This window comes from Polaribacter sp. (assembly GCF_036480315.1).
GTDB lineage: Bacteria > Bacteroidota > Bacteroidia > Flavobacteriales > Flavobacteriaceae > Polaribacter.
On sequence record NZ_JAZGGG010000030.1, the window covers coordinates 1 to 15,156 of the forward strand.

General features: G+C 29.4%; 8 protein-coding genes and 2 pseudogenes. 7 read left to right on the forward strand and 3 right to left on the reverse strand.

Annotated features, from left to right (window positions below; translation table 11 throughout):
* The 6 genes and pseudogenes from V3V28_RS05840 to V3V28_RS05865 all read left to right on the forward strand — a co-directional run.
* Positions 1–112, forward strand: a pseudogene (locus V3V28_RS05840) (IS982 family transposase); the annotation flags it as partial.
* A gap of 139 nt (positions 113–251) precedes the next feature.
* Positions 252–3,752, forward strand: coding sequence for a T9SS type A sorting domain-containing protein (locus tag V3V28_RS05845; protein ID WP_331364088.1), 3,501 nt, complete (start codon positions 252–254; stop codon positions 3,750–3,752).
* A 169-nt stretch (positions 3,753–3,921) separates the two neighbouring features.
* The gene (locus V3V28_RS05850) at positions 3,922–6,963 is read left to right on the forward strand and encodes a sensor histidine kinase (protein WP_331364089.1); all 3,042 of its coding nucleotides are present in this window, start codon (positions 3,922–3,924) and stop codon (positions 6,961–6,963) included.
* Between the two features lies 1 nt (position 6,964).
* Positions 6,965–7,618 (forward strand): response regulator transcription factor, encoded by a 654-nt coding sequence (locus V3V28_RS05855; RefSeq protein ID WP_331364090.1) that lies wholly within the window; start codon positions 6,965–6,967, stop codon positions 7,616–7,618.
* A 200-nt stretch (positions 7,619–7,818) separates the two neighbouring features.
* Positions 7,819–8,358 (forward strand): hypothetical protein, encoded by a 540-nt coding sequence (locus V3V28_RS05860; protein ID WP_331364091.1) that lies wholly within the window; start codon positions 7,819–7,821, stop codon positions 8,356–8,358.
* 80 nt (positions 8,359–8,438) lie between these two features.
* On the forward strand, positions 8,439–11,252 hold the full coding sequence (locus V3V28_RS05865) for an ELWxxDGT repeat protein (protein WP_331364092.1): 2,814 nt from the start codon (positions 8,439–8,441) through the stop codon (positions 11,250–11,252).
* An 89-nt stretch (positions 11,253–11,341) separates the two neighbouring features.
* Here the strand turns inward: V3V28_RS05865 and V3V28_RS05870 are convergent, their stop codons facing one another.
* Positions 11,342–13,687 (reverse strand): TonB-dependent receptor, encoded by a 2,346-nt coding sequence (locus tag V3V28_RS05870; protein WP_331364093.1) that lies wholly within the window; start codon positions 13,685–13,687, stop codon positions 11,342–11,344.
* 332 nt (positions 13,688–14,019) lie between these two features.
* On the opposite strand from V3V28_RS05870, the gene V3V28_RS05875 reads away from it, so the two are divergent.
* Positions 14,020–14,415 (forward strand): hypothetical protein, encoded by a 396-nt coding sequence (locus tag V3V28_RS05875; protein WP_331364094.1) that lies wholly within the window; start codon positions 14,020–14,022, stop codon positions 14,413–14,415.
* A gap of 132 nt (positions 14,416–14,547) precedes the next feature.
* On the opposite strand, the gene arfB is transcribed toward V3V28_RS05875, so the two are convergent.
* Together arfB and V3V28_RS05885 are read right to left on the reverse strand one after the other, a co-directional pair.
* Positions 14,548–14,952: an alternative ribosome rescue aminoacyl-tRNA hydrolase ArfB gene (gene arfB, locus V3V28_RS05880; protein ID WP_331364095.1), complete on the reverse strand. Its 405-nt coding sequence runs from the start codon at positions 14,950–14,952 to the stop codon at positions 14,548–14,550.
* 92 nt (positions 14,953–15,044) lie between these two features.
* Positions 15,045–15,156 (reverse strand): annotated as a pseudogene (locus V3V28_RS05885) (IS982 family transposase); the annotation flags it as partial.

The following is a 15,156-nucleotide window of genomic DNA, read 5'->3' on the forward strand; positions in this document are numbered from 1 at the left end:
AGGTTTTAAGACTAGAATACTCTCAAAATTAACCTCATTAACAATTATTCAATTCATTAATAAGTTTACTTTTGATAGAAATATTAACAACTTAAAAATTAGTATTATTTAAATGCACAACGGGTAATAATTAGTATATTTGTTTAAATAAATGTTTTTTATTCAAAAAAAATGCTAATCAAGTTAAATTAACTTAAGAAAAATTCCCTCCCCAGAATAACTTAAGTGTAGTATTAACAAATTATAATAATATGTTAAAACAAGCACAAAAAGCAATATGTATAATTTCGTTTTTTTGGACGGTACATCTTTCTTCTCAATCTGTCTTAATCAATGAAAATTTTTCTAGTGGGTCATTACCTGCTGGATGGAATAATGTAAATAATGGAGGGGTAGCTGGAAATATTTGGGAGTTTAATGACCCAGGTACTAGGAATATAACCGCAGGAAATATTTCTGGGAATTATGCTATTTTAGATAGTGATAATTATGGCTCTGGGAATAACCAAAACGCAAGATTAATCACACCAACTTTTTCAACAGGCATATATGAAACCATAACTTTAGAGTTTGATTATCAATATAGAGATTATAATGGAGGAGAATCTTGTGTGGTTGAGGTATATAATGGTACAACATGGACGGAGGTTTTTAGAAAAGAACTTGGAGATGAAAATTATGTGAGTGTATCTTCTGGATCAAATTTAGAATCTATTGATATTACCACAGAAGCTGGAGGAGCTTCTAATGCTCAGGTACGATTTACCTATATTGGAGCTTATGATTGGTGGTGGGCTATTGACAATGTTGAAATTACTGGGACATCTCCTTCTTCAATAAATACATATTTAGGTCCTGGAGGAGTTGGTAATACCGATGGAACTTCTTCTTTAAAATTTTGGGCACGAACAGATTTAGGAGTAAGTACAACAGGGGCATTAATTGATGGTATTACCAACTCTGCGGGTGTTGGCGCATTAGATATTTCTGAAACAGGAGCACAAAGACCTACTTTAGTTAGTTCAGCTATTAATGGGTATGACGAAATTAGTTTTTCAGGCTCAAATAGGTTAAGAACAGGTTTAACTTTAACTACTAGTAATTTTGTTACCAATCAAGCGTCATCATTTGTGGTAGCAAAGGCTGATAACACTACTCAAAGCACGTCTGTTTATTTGACAGACCCATTAGTGTCTTCTACACGTTTCTCTAACCATCTACCTTGGAGCGGTACTGTTTTCTATGATTTTGGAGCTTGTTGTGGCACTTCTGCAAGAATTCAAGTAGGCTCATTAACAGGGCTTACATCTTATTCTTTATGGACTTATGATGCAAATTCTTCTACAGGAAAACAATTATATAGAAACGGAACACTATTACAGAATAGGGCAGGTGTTTCTAGCTATACAAGTCATGCAACTCAAAGATTTAATTTAGGAGGAAATACATCTGGGTCAGCTGGTTTTGTTGGCGATGTTGGAGAGGTTATTATATTTAAAGGAAAACTAAATACAACTCAACGTATTATTGTAGATAATTATTTAAGTGCTAAGTTTGGACTGACTTTAAATGTAAATGATTTTTATAATGAAGATACCTCAGGTGGAAATTTTGATCATAATGTAGCAGGAATAGGAAGAGCTTCTGATGGGTCATTACATGTAGATTCTCAAGGAACAGGAATTATTAGAATAAATACACCGTCAGATTTAAATAATGATGAGTTTTTATTTTGGGGAGAAGATGTAATTGATGCAGATTATGAATTTTCATCTTCATTAGTAACAAATTATTTAGAAAGGTTAGATACAAAATGGAGAGTTAGTAAGCGTAATAATTTAGGAACAATTTCATTGGCTATTAATGCTTCAGACATTACTTTAAGTTCTATGGATGGTTGTAACGATTTAAAACTAATCGTTAGTAGTTCATCAACATTTGCTACTAAAACAACATACGATTTAGTGCTCTCTAGTGGAGTTTATAATGCTACAGGAGTTGATTTTACAGACAATGATTATTTTACTCTAGAATACCAAGATTTAATTGTTTTAGATGGTGCAACCGCTTATAATGGAGCAGGCGCTTCTAACAAACCAAATACAAATGATGATTGTTATAAATTATTGGTAAAATCTAATACATTAACACTATCTGAAGATGCAGATGTTAGAGAAATAGAAGTAGAATCTAGTAGTATTTTAGCAGTGGATTCTGGTATAAGATTGCAAGTAACAAATGGGATTAATAATAACGGAGATATTCGATTAGTTGGAACCTCTCAATTAGTTCAAACACATACAACCGTTGCTAATTTAAATACAGGTTCTGGTAATTTACATGTAGATCAAACAGCGAGTACATCATCTGTTTATCATTCTGGTTATTGGTCTTCACCAGTTAGTGTAGGTGCATCCTATGCAATAAATGATGTTTTAAAAGATGGTTCCGTACCAACAGCAACAACAGTAACAGCAGGCGAAGCAGTAGATATTGATTTTATTGCTGGACATGATGGAAGCAGTGCTTCATCACCTATAGAAATAAGTACAAGATGGTTGGCAATTTTTAATAATGCTGCAGATTGGACACGTTTTGTTAGTCCAACAGCTACAGTTTTAACATCAGGGTTAGGTTGGAATATGAAAAGTGTAGGTTCTACATTTACATTTAAAGGCATACCAAATGATGGTGAATATAGTTTTCCAATAGCTGTTGATAATTACAGTTTATTAGGGAATCCATATCCATCTGCTTTAGACGCTGAAGCTTTTATTACCCAAAACGCAGGTGAATTTAATGGAGAGCTTTATATTTATAATAGTGCTTCAGATAATACACATGTAAGAGGAAATTATACAGGTACATATAGTACTATTGTTAGTGGTGTTTCTGTAGGTGCAGGAAGATATTTACCAATTGGTCAAGCATTTTTTGTAACCAGAGAGGTTGCAGGTACAGGAAATATAACTTTTAGAAATTCACAAAGAACTTTGACCACTCTATCTGATACTGACGGTATAGTTGCCAGAAACTCCAAAAAAAGAGAGTCCAATACAAGTAAAGGTTTACCAGTTTTAAAAATTGGTTTTGAGTTTGATTTGAGTAATACAGAAAAACGTTTACGACAAGTTGCAGTTGCATTTAGAGGATTAACAAATAATTACGATAGAGGTTTTGATGCAGAAATGTGGAGTTTACAACCAACAGATATGTACTTAAAAGTAAATGATAGAGAAAGTCCATTTATAATAACAGGGGTAGCAAATGCTGATGCATCAAATTCTATACCTATAGTTGTACAATTAGATGAGCAAAGAGAGGTTACTTTTAGTCTGGACGAAAAACAAAATATACCTTTACCTGTTTATTTATTTGATAGCCTTCTAAACATTTTTTATGATTTAAATGAAATACCACAAGTAATAAATTTATCACCTGGGGAATATACAGATCGTTTTTTTATCACCTTTACAAACAAAACATTAGATACAGAAGAAGCTATTTTATCAAAAGGGTTTACAATTTATAATAAAAGAGAAACCAAAGAGTTATTTATTAATAACAACAGCACTTCTAGTATAGAGAAAATAACAATTTATAATTTGTTAGGTCAAAAATTAATAGAAGTTGATGATGCATTAATTCTAAATAAAAAAGAGCTTATTATAAATACAAAGAAGTTAAGAAATACAGTTTATATAGTAACTATAAAAACAACTGAAGGAATTATTTCTAAAAAGGTTATTTAATTTTAAAGCCAATAAACAAATTTAATTTTACTGTATTATTTTATAAAGCATCCTAAAAAGGATGCTTTATAATTGAAACTACGGTGTTTAACGTATTGATTGTTAGTTGTTTTTTGTTCATATTTGTAGAATCAACGAAACAATATAAATTCTACCAAATATTTTTTCAATGAAATGTATCGTTAATACTTTTCTTTTTCTTCTTTTTTGCACAATAACTTATGGGCAAGAATCTAACAACAAAATTGAATTAGGTATCCCTAAAACAACAGTTTTTTTACCTAGTGATTATAATGGTGAAGCTCAAAATTTTGATTTTATTCAAGATGATAAAGGTATTCTCTATGTAGCCAATACTGTTGGTTTTTTAGAATTTAACGGTATAAGCTGGCGAGGTTTTAAGCCTGATAATGACGGAGTTCCAGTAAGTTTTTCAAAAGACAGTAAAGGAACAATTTTTGCTGGTGGAACAGGTTTTATTGGGTATTTAGATGTAAATGAAAAAGGAGAGAAATATTTTGTTTCTTTAAAAGATAAACTTCCTCAAGATTTTTCTATTGGTATTGTTTGGGACATATTTAATATAAATGATGTTTTATATTTTAAGAATGATAAAAATATAATTTCTTATGACAATAGTTCCATTGAAATTATAAAATCACCATACCCAGTTGACAGGCTTTTAAAATTTAAGAACAAAATCTATATAGATACTAATAAGGGATTATATTTATTAGTTAATAAGAAATTTATTTTTGTAGAAGGTTCAGAAAAATTAGGAAAACCTTTTGTGAGATTTCTTTTAGAGAATGACAAAAAAGAGATAGTAGCAGTAACTTTAAAAAGCGGGTTATTTACGGTCAAAAAAGGTGCTACTAAAGAATTAAAAGTTAAAATTTCTGATTTTTGTAAAAAAGAAATGCCTGCAAGTTACAGTATTTTAAATGATAATATTATAGCAATTTCTACAATTAAAGGCGGGCTTTTATTTGTCAATAAAAAATTAGAACCTGTTTACAGACTATCTACAAGAGGAGGCTTAACTAATAATAATGTAAAAAAAGTTGTACAAGACAATCAAAATAATTTATGGATTGGTTCAAATAGAGGTATTACAAAAATTAAATATCCAATAACAACAACATTTTATAACCATAACAAGCAGGAAATTGGTACTATAGAAGAAATTACTTCTTATAAAAATGATTTGTATTTAGGAGCAAGTTTAGGGACTTATAAGCTAGAATCGATTACACAAAATCAACTACTAACAGATAATCATTACCCAGAATTTAAACACCTATCTATAGACGATATCAATAATTATTCGGTTATCGAATTTGGAGGAAAGTTATTATACGGTGGTCAAGATAAAATTCATTTTACTGATGATAAAACTTTAAAAATTATACAAAAACTATATTCTAGAAAATTTTATAAATCAATTTTTAATCCAAAAATTTTATTTGTAGGACATCTTTTTGGTTGTGAAATTCTATTTTTTGATGATAATTATAATATTATAAATACCAAAAAAATTAATGAAATTGATACAGAAATTAGAGGTGTTGTAGAAGATGATGACAAGAATTTATGGTTAACCTCTGTTTCTGATGGAGTTTATAAAATTTCTTTTGATGAAGGGTTTGAAAATCAAAAAATAACTCATTTTGGTTTAGAAGATGGTTTACCATCTTTAAGAGATAATTTGGTTTATAACATTAATAATAACGATGTTGTTTTTACAACACACAAAGGTTTATTTAAGTTTGATGAAGCTTCTCAAAAGTTTGTACCAGAAACTCGTTTTGGTGAAAAATTTGCTGGAGGAAAGGAGGAATATATATATGCTTTTAATTTTGATAAAAATGAAAATGCTTGGATGCATTCTTTTAGAAATAAAACAGCAACAACAGCCATAAAAAATGAGTTAGGTAATTATATCTTATATGAAAAACCTTTAAAAGATATTGGTGAAATGCAAGCGTATGAAATTTTAAGTGAACCAGATAAAAACGTTGTTTGGTATGGAGGCTCAGATGGTTTAGCTCGCTTTGATATTAGTAAATCGATCACAAAAAAAGATACTATTTTTTATGCTGTAATTTCTAAAGTAATTGGGACTGATGAACGTGTTTTAGTTGGAGGTCATCAATTTGATAAAAGTATAAATACTACATTGCTTGCAACAGAAAGAGATATACGTTTTGAAGTTGGGGCAACAGATTTTACAAACCTTAAAGAGACAAAATATCAATATTTTTTAGAAGGTTATGACACAAAATGGTCAGATTTTACAAAAGAACCTTTTAAGATTTACACAAACTTAAATCACGGAAATTATATTTTTAAAGTAAGAGCAAAAAATTATTTAGAGAATATTTCTATACCAGATAATTACACATTTTCTATACTTCCCTTTTGGTATCAAGAAACATGGTTTAAGCTACTTTTGTTTTTATTGACAATTGCTTTTATCAGTTATATAACAAATTATTTTTCTAAAAGAAAATTTGTTAAAAAAGTTCATGAATTAGAGTTGATTCAAAAATATGAACAAGAAAAAAACCAAGCAATTATTAAACAAAAAAAACAAGGATTAAAAGCTCTTATTGAAGCTCAAGAGTCAGAAAGAGGAAAAATAGCAAGAGAATTGCACGATGGGGTTGTACAACAAATAGGTAGCGTTATTTTAAAATCTAGAAGCTTATTTGCGAAAAAGAATTTATTAGAAGAAAAGGAATCACAAGAGTTATTAGATAATTTAGAAAATTCAAATAAAGACTTACGGAATATTTCGCACCAAATGATGCCGAGAGCTTTAAAAGAATTAGGGATTATTGCAGCTTTAGATGATTTACTTGATGGTAGCTTAACGTATTCAAAAATAAAATATAGTTTAGAACATTTTAATATAGACAAAAGATTACCAAAAAGAATAGAAATTACTATTTACAGAATTACACAAGAACTTATTAATAATATTATAAAGCATAGTAAAGCCAAAGAAGTTAGTGTACAGTTATTTAAATCTAATAATGCCGTAGTTTTAATTGTTGAAGACAATGGTGTTGGTTTTTCTTCCAAAAAAAGCGAAAAAGGAATTGGTTTGTTAAACATTTCTAGCAGATTAGATATGGTAAATGGAGATGTGAATTTTGAACCAAGCCCTAAAAGTGGTACTTTAGTAACCATAAAAATTCCGTTATAAAATGCCTATTAAAATTTTAATTGCAGACGATCATCCTTTAATTGCTGAAGGAATTAAAAACACGTTTGAAAATGTGTCAGATTTTCAAGTAATTGCAGTTGTAAATAACGGTCAAGAAGCTTTAAACTTTGTAGAAAAGCATTTAGTAGATATTGTACTTTTAGATATCGATATGCCAATTATGGATGGTATAGAATGCGCAAAAAAAATTACTTCAGATTTTAAAGACGTAAAAGTAGCAATGCTTTCTATGCACCAAGAAACTTCTATTATTAAAAGTTTAATAGCTATTGGTGTTAAGGGCTATATGCTTAAAACAATACCTAGTGAAGAACTTTTGTTTGCTGTAAAAACAATATACAATGGTAAAGATTATTTTAATTCAGATATTACAAAAGCATTAATTTCTGATGATAATACTTCCCCTTTATATCAATATAAAAAGAAATCTCCATTACTAGATAGTCTTACCGCAAGAGAAGTAGAAATCATAAAATACATTTCTCAAGGATTAACCAATACTCAAATTGGCGAAAAATTATTTATCAGTCCAAGAACTGTTGATACCCACAGAACCAATATTATGCGCAAATTAGATGTACATAATGTAGCTTCATTAATACGTTTTGCTTTTCAAAACGGACTTTCCTCATAAAAATACGGTAAACACCGTAGTGTTTTACGTAAAACACTCTATTTCATTGTTATAACATTCAATTTACTTTTGAAGTGTTAATTCATCGCATCCTAAAAATTAAAAAATTTTAACGGAACAGTATCCATTTCTCACTTGTTTTTAGGATGAATTAACAAATGAAAGGGTGCTGTTTTTTTAATAATTTAAATTTAAACATCATGAAAAAAAGAATTTTAGTAATGCTATTATTAGCACCAATGTTAATGTTAGCGCAGGTAAAAGGAAAGAAATCAAAAAAAGCATTTGAAACATCTAAAGGAACAACTTTTAGGGTTGGCGATTATATTACTTTAAATAAAGCGGGTAATGAAAATAAGTTTGCCTATGCTTATGAAAACAAGTCTATGTTTTCTTTAAAAAATATTACGAAAGCAGTAAAGTCTATAAAAGATGCTAAAAATTTAAATGTAACTAATATTAGTCAAATTGGTAACACATTAGATAAAGTAACTGAGTTAGCAAATAATGATTTGGTAAATAGTGCCATGACTCAATTAATGGGAAAAGCAATTAGCACAAAATACGTAGAAGAAAATGCTTTAGATACTTCTATGGAAAGCAAAAAATTTAAAATTAAATTTTTTAAAATCTATTCAAATAAAGGATCAGATGAGAAAATAGTACATGCAATAGCAAAAGGAAATGGTAAAACTGTAGCTATTTTATTAGAGTTTGCCGAAAAAACTGGCGAAATTTAAAAAGTAAAACCTCTTGATTTGGTTTTGAAGTTAAGGCTTCAGAATCAAATCTTTTTTAATTCATCCTAAAATAAAACATCATGAAAAAACTACTACTTTTATTTTTAACAATTACCTCTTTAAATAGTTTTTCTCAAGCAACTCTACTTGCAGATATAAACCAAGGAAATGGTTCTAGTAATCCATCAAATAAAGTAACTTATAACGGGTTTGTATATTTTGTTGCAAACGATGGTTTAAATGGTTCAGAATTATGGAGAACTAACGGAACAGAAGCTGGTACGGAAATTTTTAAAGAATTTATTACAGGTTTAGAAAGTGGTATGATTGGGGTTACACCTATGGTGTCAAATAGTTTACTCTATTTTTTTGCTATAGATAATGGCAGTAATTTTCTTTGGAAAACAGATGGTACAGAAGTAGGTACAGAAAAAGTAAAAGAACTTTCATCAATAGGTGTATTTCTAGAAACCATAAATAATGAACTGATTTTTACAGCAGGAAATGAAATATGGAAAACAGATGGTACAGAAGATGGTACCATAAAAATAAATAATTTTTCAATTTTTGGCGGAAATCGGTTTATAAAATCTGGAAACGAAATTTTCTTTTCTGGAGAAGGAAGTAGTAGTCAAGGTCAAGAACTATGGAAAACAGATGGTACAGAAGCTGGTACTGTTTTAGTAAAAGAGATAAGATCTGGATCTAGTGATTCTTACCCAAGTAATTTTGCAACACTAAACGGTATTGTTTATTTTAATGCTAACAATGGTACAAACGGATATGAGTTATGGAAATCTGATGGTACAGAAGCAGGTACCTTAATGGTTAAAGACATTACTTCTGGCTCAAGCAGTTCTAATCCTAAACACCTAACAGCGTATAATAATGAACTTTTTTTTACCATTGCTAATGTTTTATGGAAATCTGATGGTACGGATGCAGGTACAATTTTAATTAAAGATTTAGCAACATATATAAATGGTATTGTAGCATTTAATAATAAATTGTTTGTATTTAATGGTAGTAATAGTTTTTGGGAAACAGATGGTACAGAGGTTGGAACCATAAAAATTGAAGTACCAGTAAGTCAGTTTTATTGGGTTGATGGAGCGGTAAAAGTTATTGGAAATAATTTATACTTTCAAGCTTCGGATGACTATGGATATGAATTATGGATTTCTGATGGAACAGCAAATGGTACTCATTTGGTAAAAGATATTTATCCAACTTTTAATGATAATAACATACAAGATATTGTTGGTTTAAACGGAAAAGCAATTTTTACAGCTTCAGATGGTACTTGGCTTGGAAAAGAAATATATATATCAGATGGTACAGAAGCTGGTACAAGTTTGTTAAAAGACATAAACAAAGAAGGATACCAAAGTTCAACTCCTAGTAACCTCTTTTTATTTAATAATCAAGTATTGTTTTCTGCTAATAATGGTAAAAATGGAAATGAATTGTGGGCAACAACAGGAAATACGACTTCTTTGTTAAAAGATATAAATGTTGGCCCTTCATATAGTAATCCAACAAGTTTTGTAGAATTAAATGGTGTAGTTTACTTTAAAGCAACTACTAAAGAAAAAGGTACAGAACTATGGAAAACTGATGGTACAGAAACAGGTACAGTATTAGTAAAAGATATAAACCCAAACACAAATAATGGACTTAATCTTGGAAATATTGTTGCATTAAATAGCAAGCTATACTTTTTTGCAAATGATGGTACAAATGGTTTTGAATTGTGGGAAAGTAATGGTACAGAAGCTGGTACTATTTTAGTTAAAGATATTAATTCTGGTGCTGGAAATAGTTATAGATCTGGAGAGATAGAAGTCTATAACAATAAACTTTATTTTAATGCAAATAACGGTTCTAATGATTTTGAACTATGGAGTTCAGATGGTACAGAAGCAGGTACAGCATTGTTTAGTGATATAAATACAAGTTCTAGTTCAAGTCCAGATAATTTTATTCTTTTTAATAACGAAATGTATTTTAGAGCAAATGGTAATTCTGGAAGTGGCTTACATAGAACAGACGGAACATCTACTTTTTTAGTTTCTAATAAAGGATATAACAACTTAACGGTTTCTGGAGCCAATTTATTTTTTGTTTCAACATATAATAATGGTGGTGAACTTTGGAGAACAGATGGAACTTCAGCTGTTCAGGTAAAAGATATTCGCCCAGGAAGTGGGGGTAGTAATGGTAGTTTTCCAAGTTTATTAACAGATCATAATGGGGTTCTATATTTTTATGCAACTGATGGAACTAATGGAGGTGAGTTATGGAAATCTGATGGTACAGAGGCAGGTACAGTAATGGTAAAAGATATTTATAACGGTGTTGGAAGTAGTAATATTTCAGGGTTAGGAAGCTTTGGTAACCACATTTTGTTTGGAGCTAGAGATGTAGTTGGTAGTAATGTAGAATTATGGAAATCAGATGGTACAGAAACAGGTACTGTTTTATTTCAAGATATCAACCCAACAACAGACAACAACGGTAGTAGAGGGAGTTCTCCTAAAGACTTTTTTGTAGCTAATAATAATATGTATTTTTCTGCAAATGATGGAACTAGTGGTTATGAATTATGGAAATTAGAACAAAGTGCTTTGTCAGTAGAAAATGAAAAAATAAACAGCTTGATAAATGTTAACGTGTATCCAAATCCAAGTTCAGACATTATCAATTTAAAAATGGATAATCAACAAATAAAATCAGTTAAAGTGTTTAATTTAATGGGCAAACAAGTCTTAAATATATCAAACAAAAAATTAGAAATAAATAAAATAAATGTTTCCCAACTTTCTTCTGGAATGTATTTTTTAATGTTAGAAACGGAAAAAAATACAATTAAGAAAAAAATAATAAAACTATAGAAGGCATCATTTTAAAAATTAAAAAGCATCCAATTTTCATAAACTTCAATGAATTATTGGATGCTTTTAATCAACTTTTTTTATCAGTTTTAAAACTTCAAAGTAACCCCAACTAAAAAGTTTCTTGTTGCTTGCGGATAATATCCAGCCCCATCTATAGTAGTTGTAACACCTGCAGTTGTCCAAGTATCATCATAAGTATAGTAATAACCTCGATCTACATATTCTTTGTTGAAAATATTATTTACCAAAGCAGAAAATACAATAGATTTAAAAATTTTGGTTGGCTGTATTTCATAAACAACATTAAAATCAGAAGTAAAATAGCTGTCTAAAACATCGTCAGAAGAAACTTTACTACCAAAATTACTCATTAATTGTTTACCAACATATTTAGATAAAAATGAGAATTGTAAATTTTCTACAGGTTGATAAGCAAAAATGTTTCCAACTACAACATCAGGAGAAAAAGATAAATCTGTATTCCCTAAATTTTGAAGATTTCCATCTATTTGTGCAACAAATCCTTTATTTTTATTAGCACTAAAAGCAGCGTTTGGTTTTATAGAAAATTGTTCACTTACAGTAATGTCTGCATCAATTTCTAAACCTAATCTATAACTATTACCCGAAGTTGCTCTTATTGGTGCACCAACATCATCTAGAGCACCAGTTAAAACCAACTGATTTTTATAATCCATATAATAAATATTGGTATTTAATTTAAAGTTTTCCTTTTTTAAGCGCCAACCAAACTCTAAATCATTTAATGTTTCAGGAGTTGTAACTCCTCCTTCAAAATCGTTTCTATTTGGTTCTCTATTTGCTACTGCAAAAGAAGTATACAAATTATTATCGTCGTTAATTTTATAGGTTAAACCTAATTTCGGATTAAAGAAATTGAAATCAGTATCTACATCTATTGCTTTTCTTTTTGAAGTTAATCCTTTTGTTTGGTAACCAACAAGCCTTCCTTGTAAATCTAAATAACCAGATAATTTTTCACTAATATTAAAAGTAGCTTTTGCAAAGATTGAAAAGTCTGTTTTTTTAGCATCAGAAAAATAATAACGATCTCTAATATTTACATTTGCTGCTAAATCGCTTCCCCAAATTACTTCTCCAAAATGATCTCCAGTATAATTAGAATAAGAAATTCCGGTTATAAGATTCAATTTATCTGTTTTGTAATTTGTATTAAGGTTTAAAACATAGAAATCATTATCTAACCAACGTCTAACAACTACATCACTTCCATTAACTATTAAATTATTGAAATCTGCAGCATCTTCACCCTCTTTAAATTGCTCAAAATATCCTGAACCTTTTGTGTAGTTTAAACCTAAATTTGTAGACCAATTCTCATTTAATTTCTCATTCCAATGTAATTGATAATGATTTTGGTCATAATTATCAATTTGATTATCATAAGTATACGGGTTTTGTCTTCTGTTTTCTTTTAATTGAGTAGCCGTTAAACCTTCCCAAGATTGAAACGTTTTTTCTTTTCCACCAAAAGTAATTGCTTTTATCAATGTATTTTCATCTGCATAACTTCCTTGTAAATAATAAGATTTTAAATCAGCATAAGCTCTGTCTACATAACCATCAGAATAGATGTTAGACAAACGCCCTGCTACTTCAAAATGATCATCAATCTTACCAGTACTAAATTTTACGGTGTGTTTTCTGGTTCCGTAAGAACCAAAAGAATTAGAAATTTCTGCGGAAGCTTCTTCAGAAACTGCATCCGTTAAAATGTTTAAACTCGCGCCAAAAGCACCAGAACCGTTTGTTGAGGTTCCAACACCACGTTGCAGTTGTAGGTTTTGAGTAGAAGATGCAAAGTCACTTAAATTCACCCAAAAAGAACCATGACTTTCGGCATCGTTATAAGGAATTCCGTTTACAGTAACGTTAATTCTTTCTCCATTAGAACCACGAACACTCATGTACGTGTAACCAACACCTGCACCAGCATCCGAAGAGGAAACTACAGAAGGCATGTAGTTAAGTAAAATTGGAATATCCTGACCTAAATTACGTTTTGCAATTTCCTTTTTTGATAAGTTAGAAAACGTAACTGGCACATCTGCATTTACACGAACTGCAGAGACCAAAACTTCTTCTAAAACTGTTGAATTTGGTTTTAAAAAGAAGTTTAATTCAACATTTTGATTAATGATTGCAATTCCTTGAATTCTGGTTTTATAACCAATAAAACTAACCTCGATAAGATGTTCTCCAACTGGAAGATTTACTTGAAACTTTCCATCAAAATCTGTAGAAGTTCCTTTTTTACTTTCTTTTACCAAAATAGTTGCTCCTGGTAAAGATTCATTGTTTTCATCTACTACTTTTCCTTTAAGTGTAAATGTCTGGGCGTTTACAAGTATACTTGTAAACAAGAATAAAAAAAAGATGTTTTTTTTCATTTTAAAAAAAAATTAAAACGAATAAAAAGAGGTAATTATTCTTGTAATTAATATTGAATAATTAGTTTGAAGCTACAGCTTCTGCACTCGTTAAAAAAGTCAATAAGACCTGTTTTCTAATGCGTATTTCCTAAACAGCATTACCTGTTCTAGGTTCAATGGGTATGATCTCAGCCTTTTATAATTTAAATTTTTAGAGATCAGTTAACTAAAAACTAACAACTATAATTAGCACCCCTTTATGAGAACGTTGCAAAATTAAGTTAGATTTTTGAATTAGAAAACAACTAAATCATTTTTTTTGTAGATTTGGTTTTAACTAAAAAAAATACATGCATACTTTAAGCGGATTAGGTACTTGGCACGATTTTGTAAAAAACAAAAACTATGAAAATTTAAGTGATTTTTTAGACGATGATGCCGTGTTTTATTCTCCGATTGTATTTAAACCTATTGAAGGCAAATTTATGGTTGGTATGTATTTAATGGCAGCCGCAGAAATTATTGGTAATGGAAACTTTCAGTATGTAAGAGAAGTTTACGATACTGAAAATGCAATGCTAGAATTTATTACCAAAATTAACGGAATTTCAGTAGAAGGCATAGATATGATTAAATTTACCAAAGAAGGAAAATTAAAAGAAATTAAAGTAATGATTAGACCTTTGAAGGCGGTAAATATTGTGCATCAAAAAATGGGAGAATATTTAGAGAAAATGAATTCTTAAATTTTTTAGAAGCTATTTCCAGCTTTCACTACTCGCTTTTTTTATTCAGAAAAGAATAAAAAAGAGCTCAAACAAGCCGTTCAATCTGGGCTAAACTTGTTTGCTAACTATTTGGTTTTCTAAAACTGTATTTTAATCTAGTTTAGGTTTTTTACGCAACGCTTTTTTAACAGAAGTCCTTTTTTTTCTTTCTGTATTTTTTTTAATAGAATTTTTACTTGGTTTGGTAGGTCTTCTTTTTTTCGGACGAATTAAATTCTTCTTTAATAAATCTAAAAAACGTTTAATAGCCAATTCTTTATTTCTATGTTGAGAACGTGTTTCTTCACAAAACAAAACAAGTTTATTTTCTTTAGTTAATTTAGAAGAAAGTTTTGTTTTTAAAAGTTCTTTTTCGTTTTTAGAAAGAGAAATCGAGTTACCTAAATCGAAAGTTAATTCAATTTTAGAAGAAGTTTTATTTATATGTTGTCCACCAGCACCAGAACTTCTGGTGGCTTTAAAATTTAATTCTTTTAAGATTTCTATAGAATTCAAAAAAAGTTTTTTTTAAAAAGTACCTACTATATGAATACCAGAAAATTCTTTAGAGTATTGAGGCACTATATTAAATGATACCCGTTGTGCATTTAAATAATACTAATTTTTAAGTTGTTAATATTTCTATCAAAAGTAAACTTATTAATGAATTGAATAATTGTTAATGAGGTTAATTTTGAGAGTATTCTAGTCTTAAAACCT

What these genes read in the sequence shown, in the direction of transcription:
- V3V28_RS05870 (WP_331364093.1), bottom strand. Translation starts at nt 13,687, where the DNA reads ATGAAAAAAAACATCTTTTTTTTATTCTTGTTTACAAGTATACTTGTA.
- V3V28_RS05875 (WP_331364094.1), top strand. Translation starts at nt 14,020, where the DNA reads ATGCATACTTTAAGCGGATTAGGTACTTGGCACGATTTTGTAAAAAAC.
- V3V28_RS05845 (WP_331364088.1), top strand. Translation starts at nt 252, where the DNA reads ATGTTAAAACAAGCACAAAAAGCAATATGTATAATTTCGTTTTTTTGG.
- V3V28_RS05850 (WP_331364089.1), top strand. Translation starts at nt 3,922, where the DNA reads ATGAAATGTATCGTTAATACTTTTCTTTTTCTTCTTTTTTGCACAATA.
- V3V28_RS05860 (WP_331364091.1), top strand. Translation starts at nt 7,819, where the DNA reads ATGAAAAAAAGAATTTTAGTAATGCTATTATTAGCACCAATGTTAATG.
- V3V28_RS05865 (WP_331364092.1), top strand. Translation starts at nt 8,439, where the DNA reads ATGAAAAAACTACTACTTTTATTTTTAACAATTACCTCTTTAAATAGT.
- V3V28_RS05855 (WP_331364090.1), top strand. Translation starts at nt 6,965, where the DNA reads ATGCCTATTAAAATTTTAATTGCAGACGATCATCCTTTAATTGCTGAA.